24 protein-coding genes are annotated in these 25,051 nt (G+C 60.7%); 17 read left to right on the top strand and 7 right to left on the bottom strand.

Annotated elements, in window-relative coordinates:
* Nucleotides 1-84 precede the first annotated feature (84 nt).
* Nucleotides 85-1,374 carry a putative hydroxymethylpyrimidine transporter CytX gene (gene cytX / locus IE038_RS08555; RefSeq protein WP_163939651.1) on the top strand — a complete coding sequence of 430 codons (1,290 nt, stop codon included), beginning with the start codon at nucleotides 85-87 and terminating at the stop codon, nucleotides 1,372-1,374.
* Here the strand turns inward: cytX and IE038_RS08550 are convergent.
* The gene (locus IE038_RS08550; protein ID WP_163939649.1) at nucleotides 1,343-2,089 is read right to left on the bottom strand and encodes an RsiV family protein; all 747 of its coding nucleotides are present in this window, start codon (nucleotides 2,087-2,089) and stop codon (nucleotides 1,343-1,345) included. The two genes, cytX and IE038_RS08550, sit on opposite strands and share 32 nt — an antisense overlap.
* Nucleotides 2,090-2,276: 187 nt before the next feature.
* Between IE038_RS08550 and IE038_RS08545 the strand changes: the two genes are divergently transcribed.
* From IE038_RS08545 to IE038_RS08505, 9 genes are all read left to right on the top strand, one after another.
* Nucleotides 2,277-2,894, top strand: a complete 618-nt coding sequence (locus IE038_RS08545; protein WP_163939647.1) for an NUDIX domain-containing protein — start codon at nucleotides 2,277-2,279, stop codon at nucleotides 2,892-2,894.
* On the top strand, nucleotides 2,885-3,337 hold the full coding sequence (locus tag IE038_RS08540) for a DUF1249 domain-containing protein (RefSeq protein WP_163939645.1): 453 nt from the start codon (nucleotides 2,885-2,887) through the stop codon (nucleotides 3,335-3,337). Before IE038_RS08545 ends, IE038_RS08540 begins: the two co-directional genes overlap by 10 nt.
* An 84-nt stretch (nucleotides 3,338-3,421) precedes the next feature.
* Nucleotides 3,422-4,237 (top strand): 3',5'-cyclic-AMP phosphodiesterase, encoded by an 816-nt coding sequence (gene cpdA, locus IE038_RS08535; RefSeq protein ID WP_163939643.1) that lies wholly within the window; start codon nucleotides 3,422-3,424, stop codon nucleotides 4,235-4,237.
* 108 nt (nucleotides 4,238-4,345) lie between these two features.
* Entirely contained in the window at nucleotides 4,346-4,954 is a 609-nt protein-coding gene (locus IE038_RS08530; RefSeq protein ID WP_163939641.1) for a YqiA/YcfP family alpha/beta fold hydrolase, read from the top strand.
* Nucleotides 4,955-4,990: 36 nt separating this feature from the next.
* The gene (gene parE, locus IE038_RS08525) at nucleotides 4,991-6,895 is read left to right on the top strand and encodes a DNA topoisomerase IV subunit B (protein WP_163939639.1); all 1,905 of its coding nucleotides are present in this window, start codon (nucleotides 4,991-4,993) and stop codon (nucleotides 6,893-6,895) included.
* Nucleotides 6,892-7,878, top strand: coding sequence for an esterase-like activity of phytase family protein (locus tag IE038_RS08520; RefSeq protein WP_189395462.1), 987 nt, complete (start codon nucleotides 6,892-6,894; stop codon nucleotides 7,876-7,878). Before parE ends, IE038_RS08520 begins: the two co-directional genes overlap by 4 nt.
* A complete protein-coding gene (locus IE038_RS08515) occupies nucleotides 7,875-8,393 on the top strand; it encodes a retropepsin-like aspartic protease family protein (RefSeq protein ID WP_163939637.1) in 519 nt (172 codons plus the stop codon). The genes IE038_RS08520 and IE038_RS08515 overlap by 4 nt, the downstream gene beginning before the upstream one ends.
* 10 nt (nucleotides 8,394-8,403) lie before the next feature.
* Nucleotides 8,404-10,662 carry a DNA topoisomerase IV subunit A gene (gene parC / locus IE038_RS08510; RefSeq protein WP_189395461.1) on the top strand — a complete coding sequence of 753 codons (2,259 nt, stop codon included), beginning with the start codon at nucleotides 8,404-8,406 and terminating at the stop codon, nucleotides 10,660-10,662.
* Between the two features lie 174 nt (nucleotides 10,663-10,836).
* On the top strand, nucleotides 10,837-11,547 hold the full coding sequence (locus IE038_RS08505; RefSeq protein WP_189395460.1) for a PqiC family protein: 711 nt from the start codon (nucleotides 10,837-10,839) through the stop codon (nucleotides 11,545-11,547).
* A gap of 354 nt (nucleotides 11,548-11,901) precedes the next feature.
* On the opposite strand, the gene IE038_RS08500 is transcribed toward IE038_RS08505, so the two are convergent.
* A complete protein-coding gene (locus IE038_RS08500) occupies nucleotides 11,902-13,407 on the bottom strand; it encodes a histidine kinase (protein ID WP_163936822.1) in 1,506 nt (501 codons plus the stop codon).
* 135 nt (nucleotides 13,408-13,542) lie between these two features.
* Here IE038_RS08500 and serB point away from each other — a divergent pair, with 135 nt between their 5' ends.
* Nucleotides 13,543-14,757, top strand: coding sequence for a phosphoserine phosphatase SerB (gene serB, locus IE038_RS08495; RefSeq protein WP_163936824.1), 1,215 nt, complete (start codon nucleotides 13,543-13,545; stop codon nucleotides 14,755-14,757).
* A gap of 67 nt (nucleotides 14,758-14,824) precedes the next feature.
* Here the strand turns inward: serB and asd are convergent, their stop codons facing one another.
* Genes asd through IE038_RS08480 form a run of 3 tightly spaced genes read right to left on the bottom strand, consistent with a single transcriptional unit; the run spans nucleotide 14,825 to nucleotide 18,095 of the window.
* Nucleotides 14,825-15,688 (bottom strand): archaetidylserine decarboxylase, encoded by an 864-nt coding sequence (gene asd / locus IE038_RS08490; RefSeq protein ID WP_163936826.1) that lies wholly within the window; start codon nucleotides 15,686-15,688, stop codon nucleotides 14,825-14,827.
* 9 nt (nucleotides 15,689-15,697) lie between these two features.
* On the bottom strand, nucleotides 15,698-16,513 hold the full coding sequence (locus IE038_RS08485) for a rhodanese-like domain-containing protein (RefSeq protein WP_163936828.1): 816 nt from the start codon (nucleotides 16,511-16,513) through the stop codon (nucleotides 15,698-15,700).
* 46 nt (nucleotides 16,514-16,559) lie between these two features.
* On the bottom strand, nucleotides 16,560-18,095 hold the full coding sequence (locus IE038_RS08480) for an HDOD domain-containing protein (protein WP_163936829.1): 1,536 nt from the start codon (nucleotides 18,093-18,095) through the stop codon (nucleotides 16,560-16,562).
* Nucleotides 18,096-18,226: 131 nt separating this feature from the next.
* Here IE038_RS08480 and motA point away from each other — a divergent pair, with 131 nt between their 5' ends.
* Together motA and motB are read left to right on the top strand one after the other, a co-directional pair.
* The gene (gene motA, locus IE038_RS08475; protein WP_163936832.1) at nucleotides 18,227-19,078 is read left to right on the top strand and encodes a flagellar motor stator protein MotA; all 852 of its coding nucleotides are present in this window, start codon (nucleotides 18,227-18,229) and stop codon (nucleotides 19,076-19,078) included.
* A gap of 3 nt (nucleotides 19,079-19,081) precedes the next feature.
* Entirely contained in the window at nucleotides 19,082-20,101 is a 1,020-nt protein-coding gene (gene motB, locus IE038_RS08470; RefSeq protein ID WP_163936834.1) for a flagellar motor protein MotB, read from the top strand.
* A 100-nt stretch (nucleotides 20,102-20,201) separates the two neighbouring features.
* Here motB and rsgA read toward each other — a convergent pair whose 3' ends face one another.
* The gene (gene rsgA / locus IE038_RS08465; RefSeq protein ID WP_189395459.1) at nucleotides 20,202-21,233 is read right to left on the bottom strand and encodes a small ribosomal subunit biogenesis GTPase RsgA; all 1,032 of its coding nucleotides are present in this window, start codon (nucleotides 21,231-21,233) and stop codon (nucleotides 20,202-20,204) included.
* A gap of 93 nt (nucleotides 21,234-21,326) precedes the next feature.
* Between rsgA and orn the strand changes: the two genes are divergently transcribed.
* Entirely contained in the window at nucleotides 21,327-21,869 is a 543-nt protein-coding gene (orn, locus tag IE038_RS08460; RefSeq protein ID WP_163936836.1) for an oligoribonuclease, read from the top strand.
* 101 nt (nucleotides 21,870-21,970) lie between these two features.
* Nucleotides 21,971-22,582, top strand: a complete 612-nt coding sequence (locus IE038_RS08455; protein WP_163936838.1) for a trimeric intracellular cation channel family protein — start codon at nucleotides 21,971-21,973, stop codon at nucleotides 22,580-22,582.
* A gap of 8 nt (nucleotides 22,583-22,590) precedes the next feature.
* Here the strand turns inward: IE038_RS08455 and queG are convergent, their stop codons facing one another.
* The gene (gene queG, locus IE038_RS08450; RefSeq protein ID WP_189395458.1) at nucleotides 22,591-23,667 is read right to left on the bottom strand and encodes a tRNA epoxyqueuosine(34) reductase QueG; all 1,077 of its coding nucleotides are present in this window, start codon (nucleotides 23,665-23,667) and stop codon (nucleotides 22,591-22,593) included.
* Between the two features lie 63 nt (nucleotides 23,668-23,730).
* Between queG and IE038_RS08445 the strand changes: the two genes are divergently transcribed.
* Both IE038_RS08445 and tsaE read left to right on the top strand, forming a co-directional pair.
* Nucleotides 23,731-24,591: an NAD(P)H-hydrate dehydratase gene (locus IE038_RS08445; RefSeq protein ID WP_189395457.1), complete on the top strand. Its 861-nt coding sequence runs from the start codon at nucleotides 23,731-23,733 to the stop codon at nucleotides 24,589-24,591.
* Nucleotides 24,579-25,049: a tRNA (adenosine(37)-N6)-threonylcarbamoyltransferase complex ATPase subunit type 1 TsaE gene (tsaE, locus tag IE038_RS08440; protein ID WP_163936840.1), complete on the top strand. Its 471-nt coding sequence runs from the start codon at nucleotides 24,579-24,581 to the stop codon at nucleotides 25,047-25,049. The genes IE038_RS08445 and tsaE overlap by 13 nt, the downstream gene beginning before the upstream one ends.
* Nucleotides 25,050-25,051: the final 2 nt, after the last annotated feature.

Raw genomic sequence — 25,051 nt, 5'->3', positions numbered from 1 at the left:
GCATAGGCCGGTGCCTGTGGGGGCTGGCTTGCCTGCAATGGGGTTCAAACCATTACCCGCTATCTCCTTGTCGAGACCATTCCTGTGAGCACACCCAGCCACTACTCCCCCGACCATCCTGTGCCCAGCCATCAGCGCACGTTTGGTGCCCGTGACCTGTTTTCCCTTTGGTTTTCCCTCGGTATTGGCCTGATGGTGCTACAGACCGGCGCCTTGCTCGGTCCGGGGCTGGGGCTTGCCGGTGCGCTGCTGGCAATTGTCCTGGGCACCGCTGTGGGGGTGTTGCTGCTGGCGGCGGTTGGCGTCATTGGCAGCGATACCGGCCTGTCGGCCATGGCCGCTTTGCGACTGAGCCTGGGGCGACACGGTGCAGCGTTGCCTGCGCTATTGAACCTGCTGCAACTGATCGGTTGGGGCGCATTCGAGATCATTGTGATGCGCGATGCCGCCAGTTTGCTGGGCGCGCGGGCGTTTGGTGAGGGCAGTGCATGGGCGATGCCAGTGCTCTGGACGCTGTTCTTTGGTGGCCTGGCGACCTTGCTGGCGGTCAGTGGTCCGTTGACCTTCGTGCGGCGGATCCTGCGCAAGTGGGGTATCTGGCTGCTGCTGGGTGCCTGCCTGTGGCTGACCTGGAACCTGTTCGCCAAGGCGGATCTGGTAGGCCTCTGGCAGCGTACGGGTGACGGTTCGCTGTCATTTGCACTGGGCTTTGATATCGCCATTGCGATGCCCTTGTCCTGGCTGCCGCTGATTGCCGACTACTCGCGTTTTGGCCAACGTGCCTCACGGGTTTTCGGTGGCACGGCACTCGGCTTTTTCATCGGTAACTTCTGGCTGATGAGCCTGGGCGTGGCGTACACCCTGGCATTTGCGCCGAGTGGTGAAACCAATGCATTGCTGTTGGCCTTGGCAGGTGCCGGCCTGGGGATTCCGCTGTTGTTGATTCTATTGGACGAGTCGGAAAACGCCTTTGCCGACATTCATTCGGCTGCTGTTTCCACAGGCCTGTTGTTGCGCTTGAAAGTCGAGCATCTGGCCTTGGTCATTGGTCTTGTGTGCACGCTGATCGCATGCTTTGCGCCGTTGGCGCAGTACCAGAATTTCTTGCTGCTGATCGGCTCGGTGTTTGCACCGCTGTTCGGTGTCGTGCTGGTGGACCACTTCATCTGGCGCCGCCGTCGTGCGGACATCAGCATACGGGCACTGCACTGGGGGGCGTTGCTGGCCTGGTGTGGGGGTGTGCTGATCTATCACGTGTTGGCGAACTACTACCCCGAGGTTGGTGCAACCCTGCCAGCATTGCTGTCGGCAGGGTTGTTGTACGGGTTCTCAGCCAGCATGTTCAGCCGCGGCCAGGAAAAAGCTCCGGCTTGAGGATACCATTCAGGCGCGGGTAAGGGATCTTCAGCTCGGTATGGCCCATGGAGTAGGGCGCGATGGTGTAGACCTCATACTTGAGCACCAGCGCGCCGTACGTCAGGGCAATGTGCGGGGTCTTGCGGAAGGGCCAGGTTTTTACGAAGTCCGGGTCCTGATCCATCTTGGTGCTCGCCAACCAGCTCTTGTGTGCCAGTTGCGCCTGCTGCCAGAAGGCTTCCTCCTGGCCTGGCAGGAGCATGTCCTGCAGGGTCAGCACCTTGTCCTGCTGGCGAGAGTAGTTGATGAAGCCACGCCCCGGCATGCCGTGGGCACCACCCGTGTCCAGGTAGCTGGACAGCTCAATGATCACCAGTCCGTCATGCTGTTCGCGTACCTTGGCTTGCAAGTAGCTGCTATTGCGGCTTTCGGCGTCACGCAGGAACTGATCTTCGTAGGCTTTGAGTGAGGTGGGTGGTGCTGTGCGGTTGTTGTCCTGAGTCATTTGCAGCAGGCGCCGCTCGACCAGCGCATCCAGCTTTGGCTGTGCCGGGAAGTGAATCGTGTCGATGTTCACCAGTGGGCAGTCGGTATTGTTGCAGCCTGGTTTGATGTGCTCCCAGGCCTCGCGTTTGACTTCCAGTGGCGTACGCATATTGGGCTGGAACACGCTTTGGCAAGCGCCCAGTGCCAGTGCCAGTACGGCCACGGAAGTCAGTTTCGCAAGCGTCATGATGGTCCCTGTAAGGCTAAGGTAATCGGGCTTTGACCGTCGGCGGCGCCGTCGGTTCGCCACTAAGCTGAATAGACCAGCGGGCTGCCTATCCTCGCAGTCTCGCCGGTATCTTTAAAGAGGTGAAAGCTGGCTGAGTGCGCGTTAGGATGGCGCCAAGCGGTACATCGAAGCAACGAGGATTTTCATGACAGACAAGGCTAACGCTGTGCCCAGCGCCGTTGACATTGTTCAGCGGGACAACTGCTACAAGGGCTTTTACCGGCTCGATAAAGTGCGTCTGCGCCATGAGCTGTTCGCGGGCGGCATGGGGCGGGAGATAAGCCGTGAGCTGTTTGTACGTCACGATGCGGTGTGCGTGCTGCCTTATGACGCTCAGCGTGATGAAGTGGTGCTGATCGAGCAGTTTCGTGTCGGCGCCATCGGCAAGGTTGCAAGCCCTTGGCTGATAGAACTGGTCGCTGGTCTGATCGACAAGGACGAACAACCGGAAGAAGTTGCACACCGTGAGGCTGAGGAGGAAGCTGGCCTGAAGCTGACTGCGCTATGGCCGATGACGCGTTACTTTCCGTCGCCTGGTGGCAGTGATGAGTACGTTCATTTGTACTTGGGCCGTTGCAGCAGCGTGGGGGTGGGTGGCCTGCACGGTTTGGAAGAAGAGGGTGAAGATATTCGCGTGAAGGTCTGGTCATTCGAGGATGCCCTGCAGGCCGTGCGCGATGGACATATCATCAACGCGGCAAGCATCATTGCCTTGCAATGGTTGGCGTTGAACCGCGATGAAGTCAGGGGGCTATGGTCGTGAATCTGTTGCGTGAGCGCTATCGGGTCGATCTGGTGGGCTTGCAGGCTGCCTGCGAGGCCAACTATGCGCGCCTGATGCGGCTGTTGCCGGACATGCGCAACACCCAAAGCTCGCGCCGTATCGGTATGACCCAGGGTGACCAGATGCTTGGCGTTCTGGTGCTCGATGTTGTCCTTGCCTGTCCCTACACCACCACGCTACGTGTTCGCCAGGAGCACAGCCTGCCTTGGTTGCCGGTGCCTCAGCTGGAGGTGCAGGTCTATCATGATGCGCGCATGGCCGAAGTGGTCAGTGCCGAGCATGCCCGACGCTTTCGCAGTATCTACCCCTATCCGAACACGCAGATGCATCAGCCTGATGAAAAGGCTCAGCTCAACCTGTTCCTCGGCGAGTGGCTGAGCCACTGCCTGGCCTGTGGGCACGAGTTGGCGACGGTGCGTTAAAAATGTGAAGACGGTCTTGTCGCGGGTTTGCCCCGAGGTTTTTTCACCACCATAATCGTGCTGAATCCGCCCCGGGAGCCAGCCTTGTTGCCTCTATCGACTCCAGCCAGTGATGCCCCAGTGCTGCTGGTACAGCTTTCTGACAGCCACTTGTTTGCCGATGAAGGCAGCACACTGCTTGGCATGAACACCGGAGACAGCCTGCAGCGGGTGATCGGGCAGGTGCTGGATGAGCAGCCGCGTATCGATCTGGTGCTGGCAACAGGTGATCTGTCCCAGGATGGTACGCAGGCGTCCTATGAGCGGTTTCGCCAGATGAGTGAGCGAATTCCCGCGCCTGTACGCTGGTTGGCGGGCAATCATGACGAGCCGTTGCCGATGGCGCAGGCCGCGCAAGGCTCGGACGTGCTTGAACCGGTCATGGATATCGGCGCCTGGCGGGTTATTTTGCTCAATTCGGCGGTGTCGGGTGCAGTGCCCGGGCTGCTGGCCGATGATCAACTGCAACTGCTTGAGTGGGCGCTGGCCACGGCGCCCGAGCGGCATCATCTTGTCTGCCTGCATCATCATCCCGTCTCGATTGCCTGTGCCTGGATGGCGCCAATCGGCCTGCGTAATGGCGATGCCCTGTTTGCAGTGCTTGAACGTTATCCACAGGTCAGGGCGGTGCTCTGGGGGCATGTTCATCAGGAGTGGGATGAGCAGCGTGGTGACATTCGCCTGCTTGCTTCACCGTCCACCTGCATTCAGTTCGAGCCGGGCAGCGAAGATTTCACCGTAGGCGAACAGGCGCCGGGTTACCGCTGGTTAAGGCTTTACGCCAATGGTCAGATCGATACCGGCGTGTCCCGCGTCAGCGATTTTGCCTATACCGTTGACTACGGCAGCAATGGTTACTGAATACAAAGTGTTGCGAATTCTCCAAAGCTGATCCAACGCTGGCCGGACAGGCTAAACTGCATGCTTTTGCGCCCGCCGTGCGGGCCATGCCGATGCGCGGGGGGTGGTATGTCGGGTTCGATTCTTTATATCCACGGTTTCAATAGCGCACCGTCATCGAAAAAGGCCACCCAACTGGTGGCCGTAATGCAGCAGTTGGGCAAAAACGAACAACTGCGGGTGCCGGCGTTGCACCACCATCCGCGTGAAGCGATTGCACAACTGGAGCGCGCCATCGCCGAACTCGGTGCGCCATTACTGGTCGGCAGCTCACTCGGCGGCTACTATGCGACCTACCTGGCCGAGCGCCATGGCCTGAAGGCCCTGCTGATCAACCCGGCAGTCAATCCGCACCAGATGTTCGACGGCTACCTGGGTAGCCAGCAGAACCTCTACACCGGTGAAACATGGGAGTTGACGGTCGATCATGTACACGCACTGGCTGAGCTGGAAACAGCCCCGCCGTGTGATGCCGAGCGCTTCCAGGTCTGGTTGCAGACGGCCGATGAAACCCTGGACTATCGCCGTGCCGAAACCTTCTACCGGGCATGCGCCTTGCGTATTCAGGCCGGGGGCGACCACAGCTTCCAGGGCTTTGCCGAACGTTTGCCAGCCCTGCTGAACTTTGCCGGTATTGCGCCCCAACAGTATCAAGCGCTCGATTTTTCTGTATTTTGATTGCTTATTTTTACCTACGAATGACGACGAGAACCCATGGCCAATCCCAGCGCTAGCGCCTATAACGCAGACGCCATCGAAGTCCTCTCCGGCCTTGACCCGGTGCGTAAGCGCCCGGGCATGTATACCGATACCAGCCGGCCGAACCATCTTGCTCAGGAAGTCATCGACAACAGTGTCGACGAAGCCCTGGCCGGGCATGCCAAGTCGGTTCAGGTGATCCTGCACGCTGACCACTCTCTGGAAGTCTCTGACGACGGTCGCGGCATGCCGGTGGACATCCACCCTGAAGAAGGCGTCTCCGGGGTTGAGCTGATCCTGACCAAGCTGCACGCTGGCGGTAAGTTTTCCAACAAGAACTACCAGTTCTCCGGCGGTTTGCATGGTGTTGGTATTTCGGTGGTCAACGCCCTGTCCAGTCAGGTTAGGGTCAAGGTCAAGCGTGATGGCAACGAATACCAGATGACCTTCGCCGACGGCTACAAGGCCAGCGAGCTGGAAGTGATCGGTACGGTCGGCAAGCGCAACACCGGTACCAGCGTGTATTTTGCGCCCGATCCGAAGTATTTCGACTCACCGAAATTCTCCATCAGCCGTCTCAAGCATGTGCTCAAGGCCAAGGCCGTGCTGTGCCCGGGGTTGCTGGTCAGCTTCGAGGACAAGGCCAGCGGTGAGAAGGTCGAGTGGCACTATGAAGACGGCCTGCGTTCCTATCTCGTCGACTCGGTCAGTGACTACCTGCGCCTGCCGGACGAGCCGTTCTGCGGCAGCCTGGCCGGCAACAAGGAAGCCGTGGACTGGGCTTTGCTGTGGCTGCCTGAAGGCGGCGACAGCGTTCAGGAAAGCTACGTCAACCTGATCCCGACTGCTCAGGGTGGTACCCACGTCAATGGCCTGCGCCAGGGCCTGCTGGACGCGATGCGTGAGTTCTGCGAGTTCCGCAACCTGCTGCCGCGCGGGGTCAAGCTGGCCCCTGAGGATGTCTGGGAACGCATTACCTTCGTACTCTCGATGAAAATGCAGGAGCCGCAGTTCTCCGGGCAGACCAAGGAACGCCTGTCTTCCCGTGAGGCGGCTGCGTTTGTCTCTGGCGTGGTCAAGGATGCCTTCAGCCTGTGGCTCAACGCCCATCCAGAGCTGGGCATGCAGTTGGCCGAACTGGCAATCAGTAACGCCGGGCGTCGTCTCAAGGCGAGCAAGAAGGTTGAGCGCAAGCGCGTAACGCAGGGGCCGGCTTTGCCGGGCAAGCTCGCTGACTGCGCCGGGCAGGATCCGATGCGCGCCGAACTGTTCCTGGTCGAGGGTGACTCGGCAGGCGGTTCAGCCAAGCAGGCGCGGGACAAGGAGTTCCAGGCCATCCTGCCGTTGCGCGGGAAGATCCTCAATACCTGGGAAGTCGATGGTGGTGAAGTCCTGGCCAGCCAGGAAGTGCATAACATCGCTGTGGCCATCGGTGTCGATCCGGGCGCCAGCGACATGAGCCAACTGCGTTACGGCAAGATCTGCATCCTTGCCGACGCCGACTCCGACGGCCTGCACATCGCTACCTTGCTGTGCGCGCTGTTCGTCCAGCACTTCCGCCCGCTGGTTGAGGCCGGCCATGTTTACGTTGCCATGCCGCCGTTGTACCGGATCGACCTGGGCAAGGAGATCTACTATGCCCTTGACGAGGCCGAGCGCGATGGGATTCTCGACCGCCTGGTGGCGGAGAAGAAACGGGGCAAGCCTCAGGTCACACGGTTCAAGGGGCTGGGCGAGATGAACCCGCCGCAGCTGCGCGAAACCACCATGGACCCGAACACTCGGCGTCTGGTCCAACTGACCCTGGATGATTTTGCACAAACCAGCGAGATCATGGACATGTTGCTGGCCAAGAAGCGTGCGGGCGACCGCAAGAACTGGCTGGAAACCAAGGGGAACCTGGCTGAGGTCATGGCTTGATCCGTTCGCTGCTGGCGAGTCTGTTGCTGCTTTTCGCCTTGCCAGCACTGGCGGCTCCCTGGCCGGAGCTGACGCTCCAGGCCGAGCATCCGATCGACGGCATGCTCGGTGGCAACCTTTCGGGCCTGGCGCTGTGTGGCAAGGACCTGTGGGCCGTCTCTGACCGTGACGATGACCTGCTGTACCGCCTGGATACTACAGGGGCAGTCTGGCAGGCCATTGGCAGCACCTTGGTGCTGCCTGACGCGCCGGCCACCGGTTTGCCCTGGGGGTTGCGTGTGCGAACCTGGGCAGCCTCCTGGGTTCGGGGTGGCTCGATTGATTTCGAAGCGGTGAGCTGTGACGCTGCTGGCAACAAGTACCTGGTCAGTGAAGCCCTTGCAGCCGTGCTTCAGGTGCCTGTCGAAGGCGCACCGCACTGGTTGAAAATTGACCCGGGCCTGGTTCGTCAGGCACGGGGCAGTGGCATGTTGCTGCACTTCAATGCCTTGTTCGAGGGGCTTGCCGTCAACCCGTCCGGTGACCGTATCTGGCTCGCCGCCGAGCGCGAGCGACGTGGCTTGTTGTTGATAAAGCGACAGCAGACAACCTGGGCCTGCAATGGCGGGTGTGTCTTGCTCAGTGAAGGCGGCACCGAGCCTCAGCCGGAGCAGATGCCCAATGCGCAAGAAAGGGAGCGTGATTTTGCCGACCTGGCGCTGTTCAATGACAAACTGTTTACCCTGGAGCGTAATGCGTTTCGGATCTGTCGCCGAGATCCCGCCACGGCGGTGGTCGAGCGCTGCTGGTCGTTTGCTGCCGAAGCCTTGACGGAACCGCGCCGCTATTCCCAGCCTTTTGGCCTGGCTGAAGCCTTGGTGATCGACGCTGAAGGTGCCTGGGTCGGGGTGGATAACAACGGTGGCAGCCGTGCCGACGGCGAAAGCCGTCCGATCGTCTGGCGCTTTGCTGCGCCCAAGGACGGCTGGAGTGCCAAGCCATGAGCCAGGCACCGGGCAAGCGTGCCGGGCGGGTGTTTCTGATACTGGCCTGGGCGGCCGGTCTGTTTCTGGCGACGCGTTTTTTTGGTCAGTGGGAGCAGCGTCAGGAAAACCCGAACAAGGTGGTCAGTTCGGTGCATGGTGAGGATTACATTGAGGTGCAACTGGCCGGTAATGGCCAGGGTCACTTTGTGGCGGATGGTCAGATCAATGGTCAGCCGGTGCATTTTCTACTGGATACCGGGGCGACCGATGTGGCCATCCCCGAGAGCCTTGCAACCCGGCTCGGCCTTGAACGCGGTGCCCCGGTCACCCTGAGTACTGCCAATGGCCGTGCAGAGGGCTACCGTACACGGCTGGACGCGCTGCAGTTGGGCGATATTCTCCTGCGCGATGTGCGCGCCCTGGTGGTTCCGGGGCTCGGCGGCGAGCAGGTGCTGTTGGGCATGAGTGCCCTGAAACGACTTGAATTTACCCAGCGCAGCGGCACCTTGCTGCTGCGCCAGACCTTGAAATGATGAGGCCCGCATGAGCGATTCCCTTGATCTCAGCCTCGATGGCGTAGAGCGCCGGTCACTGGCTGACTTCACCGAACAGGCCTACCTCAACTATTCCATGTACGTGATCATGGACCGTGCGCTGCCGCATATCGGCGATGGCCTGAAGCCGGTGCAGCGACGTATCGTCTATGCCATGAGCGAGCTGGGGCTGGATGCCGACTCTAAGCACAAGAAGTCGGCACGTACCGTTGGTGATGTGCTCGGCAAGTTCCACCCCCATGGCGATTCGGCCTGCTATGAAGCCATGGTGTTGATGGCGCAACCGTTCAGTTACCGCTACACGTTGGTCGATGGCCAGGGTAACTGGGGGGCACCGGATGATCCGAAATCTTTTGCCGCCATGCGTTACACCGAAGCACGCCTGTCGCGTTACTCCGAAGTGCTGCTCAGTGAACTGGGCCAGGGGACTGCCGACTGGGTACCAAACTTCGACGGTACCCTCGACGAACCCGCCGTGCTGCCAGCGCGTCTGCCGAACATTCTGCTCAACGGTACCACCGGTATCGCTGTGGGCATGGCGACTGATGTGCCGCCACACAACCTGCGCGAAGTGGCCAGTGCCTGCGTGCGCCTGCTCGATGAGCCGAAAGCGACCGTCGAGCAGCTGTGTGAGCATATCCAGGGCCCGGATTATCCGACCGAGGCGGAAATCATTACGCCGCGGGCAGACCTGCTGAAAATCTACGAAACGGGTCGTGGCTCGGTACGCATGCGTGCGGTCTACCGCATCGAGGATGGCGATATTGTTGTGACGTCGCTGCCGCATCAGGTTTCCGGCGCCAAGGTGCTGGAGCAGATCGCCGCGCAGATGCAAGCCAAGAAGCTGCCGATGGTGGCCGACCTGCGCGACGAGTCGGACCATGAAAACCCGTGCCGTATCGTGATCATCGCCCGTTCCAATCGGGTCGACCTCGACGAGTTGATGCAGCACCTGTTCGCGACCACGGACCTGGAGTCCAGCTACCGGGTCAATATGAACATCATCGGCCTCGACGGGCGTCCGCAGCTCAAGAACCTGCGGGCGCTGCTCAGCGAGTGGCTGGAGTTCCGGGTCGGTACGGTGCGTCGGCGCCTGCAGTTCCGCCTGGACAAGGTGGAGCGGCGTTTGCATCTGTTGGAAGGCTTGCTGGTAGCGTTCCTCAACCTGGATGAAGTGATTCATATCATTCGGACCGAGGACCAGCCAAAGGCTGCGTTGATCGCCCGTTTCGGCCTGACCGAAACCCAGGCTGAGTACATTCTCGAAACCCGCCTGCGCCAATTGGCGCGGCTGGAAGAAATGAAGATTCGTAATGAACAGGACGAGTTGGCCAAGGAACAGGCGCGCCTGGTTGCCTTGCTGGGAAGCGAGTCCAAGCTGCGCAAGCTGGTGCGTACTGAGCTGATCAACGATGCCGAGACCTACGGCGATAATCGCCGCTCGCCGATTATTGAGCGTGCCGAGGCCAAGGCGCTGTCGGAAAACGAGTTGATGCCGACCGAGCCGGTCACCGTGGTGCTCTCGGAAAAGGGCTGGGTGCGTTGTGCCAAAGGCCATGACATCGATGCAACAGGGCTTTCCTACAAAGCTGGCGATGGATTCAAGACCGCCGCTGCAGGGCGCTCCAACCAGTTTGCCGTGTTCATTGATTCGACGGGTCGCAGCTATTCGGTGGCGGCCCATACCCTGCCATCGGCGCGGGGGCAGGGCGAACCGCTGACCGGCCGCCTGACGCCGCCGCCGGGGGCTTCTTTTGAGTGCGTACTGTTACCTGACGATGATGCGCTCTATGTGATTGCATCCGATGCCGGTTACGGCTTTGTGGCCAAGGGTGAAGACCTGCAGGCCAAAAACAAGGCGGGCAAGGCACTGCTCAGCTTGCCGAATGGTGCCAAGGTCATGGCACCGCGTGCGTTGGCCGACCGTGAGCAGGATTGGCTGGCGGCGGTCACGACCGAAGGTCGGTTGCTGGTGTTCAAGGTCAGTGACTTGCCGCAGCTGGGGAAAGGAAAGGGCAATAAAATCATCGGTATTCCAGGTGAGCGCGTCGCTAGCCGCGAAGAGTACGTCACGGATTTGGCGGTGATTCCTGAGGGTTCAACCCTTGTATTGCAGGCCGGCAAGCGTACCCTGTCTCTCAAGGCAGATGATCTGGAGCATTACAAGGGTGAGCGAGGGCGGCGCGGTAGCAAGCTGCCACGTGGTTTCCAGCGGGTTGACGCATTGCTGGTCGAGAGCCTTGGCTAGTGCGCTTGTGGGCCGTATACCCGGCTTTTTTGGTCGGGTATACGGCACAAACGCTGGAGTCGCGCCGCATATTCGCGGATGATAGGCCCCTTGTGGTGCCCATGTAGCTGGGTGCCCGAGTGAATTTATGTGTATCACTGCGGTGAGCCGAGTGGCAACCGCCTGGATGGGATGATGACTTTTCTGCGCCTTCCATTTGTTTTACTGCTGACAGGGGTGTTGGGCCTGGCTGGTTGTAGCATGCATCAACCGGTTGCGCTGTATCAGCTCGACGACGGTCAGCCTGAGCAGCCTAACCAGACTGGCGGCATGGCCGTCGTGCTCGGGCCGGTGTCGGTTGCTGATTATCTGCAACGTGAAACCTTCCTGCAGCGTCAGGCGGATGGCAGCCTGACCGCGGCCACCGATGGTCGTTGGGCAGGCAGCCTGTCGGCTGACATTGATCAATTGCTGGTACGCCAATTGGCCTGGCGCCTGGACAGTCATCGTGTGGTGCTGGCCCCGGCTACGTCGGGTTTCAGCCCTGACGTGCAAGTGCTGTTGTCGATCACGCGTCTGGACTCCGGTGTGCATCAGCCCGCCATCCTGGATGCCCAGTGGCGTCTGATTGACCGTCGTGGCAAGGTTCGCGACAACCGGATCATCCACCTCGAAGAGCGGCATCTGGGCAGTTCTGCCGATCAGGTCAAGGCTCAGGGTGTGTTGTTGCAGCGATTGTCCGAAGAGCTGAGCGTTGCGCTCAAACCATTGGCCAACCAGCCGCCAGTGGTCGAGGAAACGCCGCGAAAAGCTGCTCCTGTGCAGGTGCGCAAGGAAGGGCCGGAAAAGCCGAAGATTCCGCTGGCCTCACCGATACGTACCGAAATGGAAGTGTTCCGCTTCTAAAGAAAAAACCAGGTTGTCGACGAATCCCTGCTTTTTAGCGGGGATTCGCTTTTTTACGCCCAGCGCTTTCGACATTGACTCCTGAGGGCGTTGGCTTGCCAACGTGCAGGCGCCGCGCCGACGCCATCGCAGGCAAGCCTGCTCCCTCAGAAAAGCAGGGCGCTACGCGGGTCCCTGTGGGAGTTGGCTTGCCAACGATACAGGCGCCGCGCACTCACTGACACCGCGCCGACGCCATCGCAGGCAAGCCTCCTCCCTCAGAAAAGCAGGGCGCTACGCGGGTCCCTGTGGGAGTTGGCTTGCCAACGATTGCAGGCGCCGCGTGCTTACTGACACCGCGCCTACGCCTGTCGATTAGCTCTTGACGCGGCTTTCGTGCATGCGAGCTAGTTGGCGTTCCAGCATCGATGGATAAGGTTCCATCAGCCGCTCTACACAGCATGCCCCTTCAGGGCTGGCGATTGGACGGATACGAGCGCGTTGGCGAATCAGTGCGTCGTCGCTGATCTTGCGTTCGACCAGCAACAGGTTACGGCTGTGCTGGGACAGGGCCAGTGCATCCTGGGCCTTCTCGGTCAGCAGCAGGTCGATCTGGCTCAAGCCCTGCAGATCGTCACCCAACACCAGTCCCAACTGCAGTTGCAGGGTGATGCCGCTGTCCGCGACTTCAATCTGCAGTGCGTGGCCGAGGGCGCGCAGCAGTTCGCCGCAGCAGATGGCGTTGGTCAGGTAGTCGTCACCGCTGTCCTGGCGGTGGAACAGCATCAGGGTGCTGCCGTCGTTGAGCGTTTGTACCTCGCCTTCATACAGCGAGGCAGCCTGATCAAGGCAGTCGCGGTAGCGTTCCAGCAGTTCGGTCAGGCGTGTGCGTGGCAAGCGTCGCAGTTGTTCCTGTGAGCCCAGTTGAATGGCCAGTACTGCACTGGCTTGTGGCTGGCGTGCAACTGCCTGCGGGGTCGGTCGGGTAACCTCGGCCTCGTCATGCAGGTCGGCGAACGCTTCGTCATCCTCGTCCTCATCGTCAACGACTGGGCGGGCGGTCGGGCGAGCAATGGCAGGGGCTTCGTCAAAGCTTGGGTCGCGCAAGTTACGAACTTCAAATGTCGGTTCGTCTGCCTCGATTTCCAGTGAGTCATCATCCTCTGCTTCGGGCTCCACCTCGCGCGGCGGCGGTGCGAAGCGTGCGTGCAGTTGTCGGGCCAGGTCACCAATCTCGTCCTGGCGCTCGGTGGCCGGGGTGAACTCATTCAGGTCACGCAGCCATACGCGCAGTTGCAGCAGCGGTGTGGAGATGAAGCGCCCCAGGCGAAGGCTCAAGGCCAGCGCCAGCGCCAGCAGGATGCCGGCCAGAATGCCCATGCTCTGCAAACTGATGGTCAGTGGTTGCTGGAACTGACTCATGTCCAGGCTGATGCGCAGTTGGCCCGCCGTCACGTCCTGGAAGGTGATCTTGGTTTGGTAGAGGCCTTCCGCTTCGCCCAGCAGGCCGTTTTTCGGGCGCTGACCAGCCTCGGCCAGGATCCGGTTATCGACGCTGTAGATGGCGGCGTGGGCCACCAGCGGGTTTTTCACCAGGTTGCCCAGCAGCACGTTGAGGCTGAGGATGTCGTTGGACACCAGCAGCTCGGTCGCCGAGGTCGCTGTCTGGGTCGTCAGGCTCTGGCCCAGGGCGTCAGCCTGTTCATGCATGGCTTCCTTGAACTGCAGGCCCATGACCACGGCATAGATCACCAGCGCCAGGGCGACCAGGAAAACGTTGTGGCAGGCGATCCGCAGGGCCAACGGTACTCGGCGCTGGCGCAGGGCACGGAAGATCAGCAGGAAGAAGTTGTCGGTTTTTACAGGCGTAGGCCGGTTCACAGAGCGCGGCTCTTTATGTCGGTTAAGTTGCTGCGCAGTATAGCGAGCGGCTACAGGGTGGCAAAGTATCGGCGGTGCCCGATAGTCAGTGAAAGTCGGTAGAATGCGTTTTTTTTCAACGACCCGGAGCCTGTCTTGCGCGAAATCGTCCTGATCAACATCACTGGTGAGGACCGTCCGGGCCTCACCGCTGCCATCACCGGTGTCCTGGCGAGGAGCGGTGTGAACATCCTCGATATCGGTCAGGCAGTGATTCATGACACCCTGTCCTTCGGCATTCTGGTCGAAATTCCAGAAAGCGAGCACGCTTCTTCGGTCCTCAAGGACATTCTGTTCGCGGGCTATGAGCTTGATCAGCAGGTGCGTTTTACGCCAGTTTCCGAAGCCGATTACCAGACCTGGGTAGAGGGTCAGGGCAAGCCGCGGCACATTGTCACGCTGTTGACCCGCAAGGTAACCGCCGAGCAACTGCAGCGAGTGAGCTCGATTACCGCCCAGTACGGCCTGAACATTGACCACATCGACCGCCTCTCCGGTCGTGTCGCGCTGGATACTCCGGCAGACAAGGCCAAGGGCTGCATCGAGTTTTCGGTGCGCGGCGAACCCGCCGATCCTCAGGCGCTGCGCGCCGAGTTTCTCAGCGTGGCCCAGGAACTGAACGTCGACATCGCCTTCCAGCAGGACTCGCTGTTCCGTCGTAACCGCCGTTTGGCGGTGTTTGACATGGACTCTACCCTGATCGAAGCCGAAGTCATCGATGAGCTGGCCAAGGCCGCTGGTGTGGGTGAACAGGTATCGGAGATTACTGAACGCGCCATGCGCGGTGAGCTGGATTTCCGTGCCAGCTTCAAGGAGCGTCTGGCCTTGCTCAAAGGGCTGGATGTCAGCGTGCTGGATGAAATCGGTGCCTCGCTGCGCCTGACCGAAGGCGCCGAGATCCTGTTTGCAGAACTCAAGCGGCTGGGCTACAAAACCGCCATCCTGTCCGGTGGTTTTACCTACTTCGCCAAGCAGTTGCAGGCGCGTCTGGGTATCGACTATGTCTATGCCAACGAGCTGGAAGTGGTGGATGGCAAGGTCACCGGCGTGGCGGTAGAGCCGATTGTCGATGCTCAGCGCAAGGCTGATCTGCTCACCGAGTTGGCCCGCAAGGAAGGCTTGCAGATGGAGCAGACCATTGCTGTGGGCGATGGTGCCAACGACTTGCCGATGCTGGCAATTGCTGGCCTGGGGGTTGCGTTCCGCGCCAAACCGCTGGTTAAACAGTCGGCCAAGCAGGCGATTTCAACACTGGGCCTGGATGGTGTGTTGTACCTGCTGGGCATGCGTGATCGCCACGGTCGGGGCTGATACGCTGCCCATTAGCGCCACATGACATGCCGCCCCCCGGCTGGGGGCGCATGTCTGTCGTGTGGTGTCAGGCTTGGGCGGGCAGTGCCAGGCCTTGGCCCATTCGTACAGCAGAGCCTGCTGTCAGCTCTTCAGCCCATTTCACCTGATCCTGACCGAACAGCACGATAGCGGTCGAACCCAGTTTGAAACGTCCCAGCTCCGCACCCTTCTCCAGGTGGATCGGCGCACGGGCGGCATCGTCGTAGCGGAAAGTTTTCAGCTCGCGCTTCGGTGGTGTCACCAGGCCAGCCCAAACCGTTTCGATCGACGCGACGATCATCGCGCCCACCAGCACCACGGCCATCGGGCCGCGTTCGGTATCGAACAGGCAGACTACGCGTTCGTTACGGGCAAACAGTTCCGGTACGTTCTCGGCAGTCGTCTGGTTGACCGAGAACAGGCGACCCGGGACGTAGACCATCTCGCGCAGTGTACCGGCCAGCGGCATGTGGACGCGGTGGTAGTCTTTCGGCGACAGGTAGATGGTGGCGAACTGGCCACCCATGAACGGCGCGGCAAGGGCAGGGTCGCCGCCCAGTAGTTCCAGGGCGCTGAAGCTGTGGCCCTTGGCCTGGAAAATACGCCCGTGCTCAATAGGGCCGAGCTGGCTCACGGCGCCGTCGGCAGGGCAGAGGATCGCCCCGGGAGTAGTGTCCAGTGTGCGAGCATCCGGTTTCAGTGCACGGGTGAAGAACGCGTTGAAGTGCTCGTAGGCGGTAACGTCTTCGACCAGCGCTTCACTCATGTTGACCTGATAGCGCTTGGCGAACCATTGGGTAAAGGCGTTCTTGAACCAGCGCACGCGGCACTCGGCAATACAGCCGGCCAGGCGCGAGAGCAGGTGATGCGGCAGCAGGTACTGGCTGATGATGAACAAGCGGGATTTCATTGGGTTTCCTTAAACTTCTACAGGCGTGTCCGGATGGTTGCCCCACTCGCCCCAGGAGCCGGCATACGCCTTGACCCGTGGGTAGCCGAGGGCCTTGGCCACCAGGTAGGTAAAGCCGGAACGGTGGTGTGTCTGGCAGTGGGTAACCACTTCCTTGTCTTTGCTGATGCCCAGTTGTTCGAGAATCTGCGGCATGTCTTTGCGGATACGCAGGGCGTTGTCGGTGTCCATGCCCTTGGTCCACTCGAAGTTGACCGCGCCCGGAATATGCCCGCCCTTGGCTGCAAGGACTTTCTCACCGGTGTATTCCAGGTGGCTTCGGGCATCCCAGATCGCCAGATCGGCTGCACCAATGCGGCTTTGCAGGTATTCGCGGGTGGCCGTAGGGGCGTCATTCAGGCTCAGGCTGACCGGGCCGCCGGCACTGGCCGGGACATCAGTGGACAGTGCCAGGCCGGCTGCATGCCAGGCATGCAGGCCACCATCCAGGTAGTGGTAGCGAGTGTGGCCGATCACGTCCAGCAGCCAGATGAAGCGCCCGGCCCAGCCGCCACCTTCGTCGTCGTACACGACATAGACGGAGTCCGGGGTGTGCCCCAGTTCACCGAACAGTTTTTCGAGGTCGGCTTTGGCCGGCAGCAGGCCCGGCGCCGGTGGCTGACCCAGTTGCGTGCGTTTGGGATCAACGAAGCGCGCCCCCGGGATATGCCCGCTGCCATAGCGATTGACGCTGGTCAGATCGACCAGAATCAGCTCCGGGGCCTCAAGGCGAGCCTGCAGGTCTGCGGGTTCGATCACCAGGGGCAAGCCAGAAAAGTCAGTCATCCAGGGTCTCCACGTCGAAAGAGAGGGGGCGATTGTAGCGCATGGGTCAGGCACTGCGATTGCTGAAGTTGTTCAGGGCGCGCTCGATGCATTGCGCGGTCTTGCCAAAGGCCTGCACGCTGATTTCCGAGAAGGGCGCGCCGCCCTGGTCGGCCACCAGCAGCATGACGACCCGACCATGGCTCGACAGCGAGCGCAGCAGCAGGTTGTTGCCCTTGAACAGGCCGCGCAGACTGGCGGGCATCAGTGCGGAAAACGGTGCGTTGTTTTCCGGGGTCAGGCGCAGTTGGGCTGTCTGCGCCAACAGGCGCTGCAGCACTTTGCTTTGATCGATCTGCAGGTTCAGGCTGGCGGCTTCTTTGGGCAGGCCGGCGATTTGATGAACGCGCAGGTGGGTGAGGTTTTTGTCGGTCATCAGCAGCATGACTCGCTGCATGCCGCATGCCACCAGAGCGTCTCGCGCCTGAGTCGTCAGGTGCATTGCGTTGGTGAAGGGGCTGGGCTCGGCCAGTAGTTCGGCGCAATACTTGCGCCAGGCACCCAGCGACTCGGTTGATGGCGGGGCGGCTGGCAGCAGGCCTCGCGGAATGCGGCGTACCTCCCATGGCCAGATCAACGATTCTGCCGGGTGGTACAGGTCGGCGGCCGCATGGCTACGGGCACTGCTGACGGCGTGTTGGTGAATCTGTTGCTGCACCGCGTCGAGTGGCTCCTGCAGATACAGGCTGATCAGGTACTCCCAGCGAACGTTGTGTGGGCTGGTCCAGGCGACTTGGGCGGATAGTGCCAAGCCATTGGCCAGCAGTACGGTGTTGGCCGGCTGGTTGAACCAGCGTCGCAAGCCGGGATCCTCGTCCAGTTGTTGTTGCTGGTGCAGTGGGTCGTGGTCACGCGCAATATGCGTGACGTTGGCCAGCAGCTCGCGCTCTTCCTGCAGCAAGTGATAGCCCTGAGTGACCCAGTTTGGCAGGCGCCAATAATTGGCCAGTGCCTGGAAGATGGCGAGCAGGCGAACACCGAACAGCTCGTGCTCAACAGCCGTTGACGACTCGCTCTTGTGGACAACCCGCACTTCCCACTCTTCCAGCAACTTGGGGTGGGTAATTGCCAGTGGCCAGAGTGGCGAAAGGAACAGCAGGCTGCCCCAGTGGATTTCCTGCCACAGCCGCGCCAGTCGGTTGGCGAACAGGCCGTTGGCTTGCGTACAGGCATGCTGGCTGACCATTTGCAGCTGCCGCAGCGGTTGTGGGATCTGCGCCTGATCCAGGGAGGGTAGGCGCTCAAGCAGTTCCTCGGTGCGCTTGAGGCCTAGCCGGTTCAGGGCGATTTCCAGGCTCTCGGCCGGTTCACTTATGCTCGCATGGGAGTGGGTATTGGCCTCGCGAATCACGCTCAGTACCAATGCCGGACTGTTCTGCATAAGCTCGGCGATGTCACGCAATGAACTGCGGCTGTCACTGATCGCGGCACGGACCCGCGCATGGCTGTCGCGGGGTACCGGAAGGCGAACGCTGTCGAGGAGCCTGACCCAGGCATCGAGTGTTTTTGGGGTTTTATTTGGCACGATAGTTTCATTAGGCATGCTGTAGGGCGCCTGAACTGGCTTTTCGCCTTGACTGGCTATAGTCTGGCGCAGAAGTGCCGATAAGTAGAAGAAGAGTTTTCGAGCTTCCGCCCCCCCGACCCTGACCACGACAGTAAGTGCTTTAAACTATGGCTAAAATTATCGGCATCATCGTCGTATTCGCGAGTGTGCTTGGCGGATATGTGCTTTCTCACGGCAAAATCGCTGCGTTGATCCAGCCTTTCGAAGTGCTGATCATCGGGGGTGCTGCATTCGGTGCGTTTTTGCAGGCCAACCCTGGCCATATGACCATGCACGTGGTCAAGAAGTCGCTGCAGATGTTCAGCTCGCGCTTCACCCACACCTTCTATATCGAAGTGTTGGGCCTGGTCTACGAGATTCTCAACAAGAGCCGTCGTGAAGGCATGATGGCCATTGAAGCCGATATCGAAGACGCGGCGGCCAGCCCGATTTTTGCCAAGTACCCTGCAGTGCTCAAGGATGAACGCATGACCGCGTACATCTGTGACTACCTGCGCATCATGTCCACCGGCAACATGGCTCCCCATGAGCTGGAAGGCTTGTTCGACATGGAGTTGTTGAGCCTGAAGGAAGAGCTGGAGCACCCGTCGCACGCTGTAACGGGCATTGCCGACGGTATGCCGGGGTTCGGTATCGTGGCGGCGGTACTCGGGATCGTGGTAACCATGGCCTCGTTGGGTGACGGCGACCAGAAGTCTATCGGTCTGCACGTGGGGGCGGCACTGGTCGGTACCTTCTTCGGTATTCTCGCGGCCTATGGCTTCTTCGGCCCACTGGCCAACACGCTGCGCCATGACGCCCGTGAAGAGCTTAATGTCTACGAGGCCATCAAGGCTTCGCTGGTGGCTTCGGCGTCGGGCATGCCACCCTCGCTGGCTGTCGAATTCGGTCGCAAGGTGCTGTTCCCGTCGCATCGTCCAAGCTTCGCTGAGCTGGAACAAGCGGTTCGCGGTCGCTAAGCCATGGAGAACAATCAGCCCATTATCGTCAAGCGCGTCAAGCGCTTTGACGCTGGCCATCACGGCGGCGCCTGGAAGATTGCTTTCGCCGACTTCGCGACGGCGATGATGGCGTTCTTTCTGGTGCTCTGGCTGCTGTCTACGGCCACACCAGAACAGAAGCTTGCTATCGCCGGCTACTTCAAAGACCCGATCGGGTTTTCTGAAAGTGGCACGCCGTACATCATTGATCTGGGTGGTTCGCCCCAGCTAGCGCCAGAAAAGACCATCAACCCCGAGGTGAAATCCGAACCTACGCCTGACACCAGCCTTCAGCTGGACAAGGACAAGGTCGAGACCATGGCCGAGCAGGTTGAGCGCGAGCGTCTGGAGCTGCTGCTGCAGGAGCTTCAGAACAAGGTCGAAGAAAATCCGCAGTTGCAGAAGTTCAAGGATCAGATTCTCTTCGAGATCACTCAGGACGGCTTGCGTATCCAGATCATGGATGCCGAGAATCGGCCGATGTTCGATTTGGGCAGTGCGCGCCTGCAGCCGTATTTCGAAGATATCCTGTTGGCCATGGCCGATACCATCAAGGCTGTGCCGAACAAGATCAGCATCAGCGGCCACACCGATGCCAAGCCGTTCGCCGGCACTGGTGACTTTGGTAACTGGGAGCTTTCCGCCAACCGTGCCAACGCCGCACGGCGTGCGCTGGTGGCGGGCGGTTACCCCGACACCCAGGTTGCACGCGTCGTGGGTTATGCGTCGTCGTCGCTGTTTGATCGCGCTAACCCGTTCAACCCGGTTAACCGTCGTATCGATATTATCGTGCTGACCAAGAAGGCCCAGCGGGCGATGGAAGGTGAGCAGGCGCCGGCCGCGCCGGATAGCACTCAGCCAGGTGGCGCACCGGCTTCGCCGAGCGGTTCCAGCGGAGCAACTGCACCGGAGCCCGAGCCACTGCAGCCACACGAACTGCGCCAGAAGCTGAACATTTTCGAGGATGGTGTGTTGAAGATGGACGAGCCTGGCAAGCGTTAAGCTCAAGCCACTAGAAGCGCCCGCACAGAGTGATCTGTGCGGGCGTTTTGCTGTGTGCTGACGGGGTTGTCCCGCCGTCGTTGGCCGGGATCCGGTTTGCTCAGTAGCTGTCTTGCGGCAAGCTGGCAATGATCGAGCGGTAGCTGTTCATGCGTTGCTGCTGGATACGCCCGTCTTCCAGTGCCTTGAGCAGCGCGCAGCCGGGTTCACGATCATGCTTGCAGTCGCGGAAGCGACAAGTGCCCAGCAGGTCATTGAACTCAATGAAGCCCGACTCGACATCGGCGCGGCTGACATGGCCCAGGCCGAATTCACGGATACCTGGCGAGTCGATCAGTTCGCCGCCGCCCGGGAAGTGGAAGAGGCGTGCGGTCGTCGTGGTGTGGGTGCCTTGGCCAGACCACTCGGACAGGGCGCCAACACGGGTTTGTACGTCGGGCAGCAGGCTGTTGACCAGCGATGATTTACCGACCCCGGACTGACCGACGAAGACACTGATATGGCCGTCGAGTTGAGACTGCAACTGTTGCATGCCGTCGCCGTGGTGGGCCGAAACCTCCAGCAGCGGGTAGCCCAATTGCCGGTACACCGCCAGCAGCGCATTGAGTGCCGGAGCGTTCTGCTCGTCGATCAGGTCGGCCTTGTTCAGCAGTAGCAGAGGGCGGATGCCGGCATGTTCGGCCGCAACCAGGTAGCGGTCGATCAGGTTGGCATGGGGCTCGGGCATCGGCGCGAAGACGATTACGATCAGGTCGACGTTAGCCGCCACCGGCTTCAACTGGCCGCGTGAGTCCGGGCGACACAGCTCCGTGCTGCGTGGCATCTGGGCAACGATGACCCCGATGCCCTGGTTGCCTGCGCGCCAGACGACGCGGTCGCCGGTTACCAGTGCCGGCAGGTTTGCGCGCAGGTGGCAACGAAAGACCTGACCAGCCTGTTCGCCCTCATGGGCCTCGACTTCGACTTGCACGCCAAAGTGGGCGATTACCAGGCCAAGCTGCTCGGGCCCCAAGTCGCCACCTTCGAGTACTTCCATGGCCTGTTGTTCACGTTTGGCGGCGCGTGCAGCGCGTTCGCCCTGAATTTTTTCGATACGCCAGTTTTGGCGACGATTGAGCTGGCGTTTGGCCATGAAGGTTCCGTGCAGGAGGCAATATTAAATCGGTCTGGAGTTTAGCATGCTCCACTAGGCTAAACTGCGCAGCTACGTTGAGGAGCACACCGCATGCAGAACCCACAGAACCTGATCTGGATCGATCTGGAAATGACCGGTCTGGACCCGGATCACGATGTCATTATCGAGATGGCCACGATCGTCACCGATAGCGATCTGAATACCTTGGCTGAAGGTCCAGTCATTGCGATCCATCACAGCGATGAAGTGCTGGCGCGCATGGATGAGTGGAATACCCGTACCCACGGCGCTTCGGGCCTGACCCAGCGTGTACGGGAGAGCAAGGTCGACATGGCCACCGCCGAAGCCCAGACCCTGGCCTTCCTTGAGCAGTGGGTGCCGAAGGGCAAGTCGCCGATTTGCGGCAACAGTATTTGTCAGGACCGCCGTTTCCTTTATCGCCACATGCGTGGGTTGGAAAACTACTTCCACTACCGCAACCTGGACGTATCGACCCTCAAGGAGCTGGCAGCACGTTGGGCGCCTGAGGTCCGTGACAGCTTCAAGAAGGGTGGAACCCATCTGGCGCTGGACGATATTCGTGAATCCATTGCTGAACTGCGCCACTATCGCGAACACTTCATCAAGTTCTGATGTGATAAGCACCCAGGGCGTGCGGATTATCCTCCGCGCGCCCCCTTTTGGTGCTGCGGGCAACTGGGTAGACTGCGCGCCCCTTTGCTCGGATCTGCACCATGTTGTTGATGCTCTATTTGATTGCAATCACCGCTGAAGCCATGACGGGTGCGCTGTCGGCCGGCCGTCGCGGCATGGATTGGTTTGGCGTGGTGCTGATCGCCTGCATCACGGCGCTGGGTGGCGGTTCGGTGCGCGATGTGCTGTTGGGGCATTACCCGCTGACCTGGGTCAAACACCCTGAGTATCTTGTGCTCACCAGTGTCGCGGCGCTGGTCACCATTTTCATCGCGCCCTTGATGCGTCATCTGCGTTCGTTGTTCCTGGTGCTTGATGCGCTGGGGCTGGTGGCCTTTACCCTGATTGGCTGCATGACCGCGCTGGAAATGGGGCAGAGCTTTCTGGTCGCATCCATCAGTGGGGTTATCACCGGCGTCTTCGGGGGTATCCTGCGCGACATCTTCTGCAACGACATCCCATTGATTTTCCGTCGAGAGCTTTATGCCAGCGTCTCTTTCGCGGCGGCCTGGTGCTACCTGGCGTGTGTTGCACTGGAGTTGCCAAGCGAGCAGGCCATTCTGCTGACCTTGTTCGGCGGCTTCCTGTTACGGCTATTGGCAATCCGCTTCCACTGGGAAATGCCCAAGTTCCATTACAACGACGAGCCCTGATCGACGCGCTATAGGGGCGACAACCGCTCGGCATGCTGCTTTAACGCCCACTCGACGTGTTCGCGTACCAGATCGGAAGGGTAGTCGCGCCGCGCCTTGAGGGCTTCGAGCACGGGAATGCTCGAGGGGGCGTTGCCCAAGCCCACGGCGAGGTTACGCAACCAGCGCTCATAGCCGGCCCGACGTAGCGGGGAGCCCTCGGTGTTGGCCAGGAACGTTTCTTCATCCCAGAGAAACAGTTCGGCCAATTCGGCATTGTCCAGGTTGTGCCGAGGCTTGAAGTCGCGCTCTTCGGTGTGGCGAGCAAAGCGGTTCCAGGGGCAGACAATCTGGCAGTCGTCGCAACCGAAGACCCGGTTGCCGATGAGTGGGCGCAGGTCTTCGGGGATGGCGTTCTTCAGCTCGATGGTCAGGTAGGAAATGCAGCGGCGGGCATCCAGTACATAGGGGCCGACGAAGGCCTTGGTCGGGCAGATGTCCAGGCAGGCACTGCAGCGACCGCAATGTTCGCTGGCCTGGGGTGGGTCGACTGGCAGTGGAATATCGACGAACAGTTCGGCGAGGAAGAAATAGCTGCCAGCCTTGCGATTCAAGAGCAGGGTGTTTTTGCCGATCCAGCCGAGCCCGGCCTGCTCGGCGATGGCCTTCTCCAGTACCGGCGCGCTGTCGACAAAGGCACGAAAGCCAAAGGGGCCAATGGCCTGCTGCACGCGCTCTGCCAGTTGCTGAACGCGCTTGCGAACCAGTTTGTGATAGTCGCGGCCCAGCGCGTAGCGAGAAATGTACGCTTTTTCGGGTTGTGCCAGGCGCTGTGCCATGTGGGTGTCGCCGGGCAGGTAGTCCATGCGCAGCGACACCACCCGTAGCGTGCCGGGTACCAGCTCTTCAGGGTGCGAGCGTTTGCTGCCATGTGCGCCCATGTACTCCATTTCGCCGTGGTAGCCGGCTTCAAGCCAGCGGTCCAGGTGTTTTTCATGCTCGCCAAGTGCCACCCCGGCAATGCCGACATGGGCAAAGCCAAGCTCGCGACCCCATTCCTTGATGGATTGGGCCAGGGCGGGAAGATCAGTGACGGGAACAGGCATGCTAAACAAGGCAATCAGGACTCAGGTGCGTATAATTCTGCCAGACATCGGAGCCCAGTACGCATGCCGCATACCAAACACATCGCAAAAGACCTGTTGATGCTTGAGGGCGATAGCCTGCCATTGCTGGCGGCGCGGCCTGTCGATGCGCATAAGGGCCAGTTCGGTCATGTTCTGGTGATTGGTGGAGATCGCGGCACCGGCGGTGCCGGGTTTCTGGCGGCAGAGGCCGCCCTGCGCTGCGGCGCCGGGCTGGTTTCGCTGGCGACCCGTGGTGAGCACCTGGCGGCAGCGCAGGCCCGGCTCCCTGAGGTGATGAGCATGGGGGTGCAGTCTGCCAACCAATTGATGGCACCGCTGTCGCGAGCCTCCGTGTTGGTGGTGGGGCCTGGCCTGGGGCAGTCGGCATGGGGGCGCAGCCTGCTGTCGGCCCTCGTCGAGGTAGAGCTTGCGCAGGTGTGGGATGCCGATGCGTTGAACTTGTTGGCGCGCTCGCCCTTGGCGGTTCCGGCCCACAGCATCCTGACGCCGCATCCGGGTGAAGCAGCGCGTTTGCTGGGGATCGCCACCGAGGCGGTGCAGGCGGATCGAGCGGGTGCTGCACGCAAGCTGGCGCGTAAGTATGCGGCGGTGTGCATCCTCAAGGGGGCGGGCAGCCTGGTCGCGTCCCCGGATGGCCATCTGGCCATCTGTCAGCATGGGCATCCGGCCATGGCAACAGCGGGCTTGGGCGATGTGCTCAGTGGTGTGCTGGGGGCACTGCTGGCGCAGGGAATGTCGCCCTGGCAGGCAGCCTGTCTTGGCGTTTGGTTGCATGCCCGTGCCGGAGAACGGCAGGGTGAGAAAGGGCGTGGCCTGGCGGCCAGTGACCTGATTCCAGAGATTCGTCAGTTGTTGGAGGAGCATTCAGCGTGTCAGGTGTAACCCTGTTTATGGCCGATGAGCAGGCCATGGTCGATTTCGGCGCACGTATTGCCGAGGTGACTGAAGGTCGCGGCGTGATCTTTCTTGAAGGAGATCTCGGGGCGGGCAAGACCACCCTGTCGCGCGGCATTATCCGTGGGCTTGGGCATCGTGGTGCGGTGAAAAGCCCGACGTTTACCCTGGTCGAACCCTATGAGATAGGTGACAAGCGCGCCTTCCACTTTGACCTGTATCGCCTGGTTGATCCCGAAGAGCTCGAATACATGGGGATTCGAGACTATTTTGATGGGGATGCCTTGTGTCTGTTGGAGTGGCCCCAAAAGGGGGCGGGTATTTTGCCAAAGCCTGACCTGACCATTACCATAAGCCCCCAAGCGAGCGGTCGTTCGCTGAACCTGTTGCCGCAGGGCTCGCGCGGCGAAGCCTGGTGTGTCGCTCTGGCCTTGGAATTCAAATAGAA

The organism is Pseudomonas laurentiana, assembly GCF_014648275.1.
In the GTDB taxonomy this organism is placed as follows: domain Bacteria; phylum Pseudomonadota; class Gammaproteobacteria; order Pseudomonadales; family Pseudomonadaceae; genus Aquipseudomonas; species Aquipseudomonas laurentiana.
The sequence above is the reverse complement of the archived record's forward strand: the minus strand, read 5'-3'. Positions and strand labels throughout refer to the sequence as shown.

Excerpts from the sequence above, each read along its gene's own strand:
- IE038_RS08550 (WP_163939649.1), bottom strand. The coding sequence starts at position 2,089 with ATGACGCTTGCGAAACTGACTTCCGTGGCCGTACTGGCACTGGCACTG.
- IE038_RS08545 (WP_163939647.1), top strand. The coding sequence starts at position 2,277 with ATGACAGACAAGGCTAACGCTGTGCCCAGCGCCGTTGACATTGTTCAG.
- IE038_RS08540 (WP_163939645.1), top strand. The coding sequence starts at position 2,885 with ATGGTCGTGAATCTGTTGCGTGAGCGCTATCGGGTCGATCTGGTGGGC.
- IE038_RS08530 (WP_163939641.1), top strand. The coding sequence starts at position 4,346 with ATGTCGGGTTCGATTCTTTATATCCACGGTTTCAATAGCGCACCGTCA.
- parE (WP_163939639.1), top strand. The coding sequence starts at position 4,991 with ATGGCCAATCCCAGCGCTAGCGCCTATAACGCAGACGCCATCGAAGTC.
- IE038_RS08515 (WP_163939637.1), top strand. The coding sequence starts at position 7,875 with ATGAGCCAGGCACCGGGCAAGCGTGCCGGGCGGGTGTTTCTGATACTG.
- parC (WP_189395461.1), top strand. The coding sequence starts at position 8,404 with ATGAGCGATTCCCTTGATCTCAGCCTCGATGGCGTAGAGCGCCGGTCA.
- IE038_RS08505 (WP_189395460.1), top strand. The coding sequence starts at position 10,837 with ATGACTTTTCTGCGCCTTCCATTTGTTTTACTGCTGACAGGGGTGTTG.
- asd (WP_163936826.1), bottom strand. The coding sequence starts at position 15,688 with ATGAAATCCCGCTTGTTCATCATCAGCCAGTACCTGCTGCCGCATCAC.
- IE038_RS08485 (WP_163936828.1), bottom strand. The coding sequence starts at position 16,513 with ATGACTGACTTTTCTGGCTTGCCCCTGGTGATCGAACCCGCAGACCTG.
- IE038_RS08480 (WP_163936829.1), bottom strand. The coding sequence starts at position 18,095 with ATGCCTAATGAAACTATCGTGCCAAATAAAACCCCAAAAACACTCGAT.
- motA (WP_163936832.1), top strand. The coding sequence starts at position 18,227 with ATGGCTAAAATTATCGGCATCATCGTCGTATTCGCGAGTGTGCTTGGC.
- motB (WP_163936834.1), top strand. The coding sequence starts at position 19,082 with ATGGAGAACAATCAGCCCATTATCGTCAAGCGCGTCAAGCGCTTTGAC.
- rsgA (WP_189395459.1), bottom strand. The coding sequence starts at position 21,233 with ATGGCCAAACGCCAGCTCAATCGTCGCCAAAACTGGCGTATCGAAAAA.
- orn (WP_163936836.1), top strand. The coding sequence starts at position 21,327 with ATGCAGAACCCACAGAACCTGATCTGGATCGATCTGGAAATGACCGGT.
- IE038_RS08455 (WP_163936838.1), top strand. The coding sequence starts at position 21,971 with ATGTTGTTGATGCTCTATTTGATTGCAATCACCGCTGAAGCCATGACG.
- queG (WP_189395458.1), bottom strand. The coding sequence starts at position 23,667 with ATGCCTGTTCCCGTCACTGATCTTCCCGCCCTGGCCCAATCCATCAAG.
- IE038_RS08445 (WP_189395457.1), top strand. The coding sequence starts at position 23,731 with ATGCCGCATACCAAACACATCGCAAAAGACCTGTTGATGCTTGAGGGC.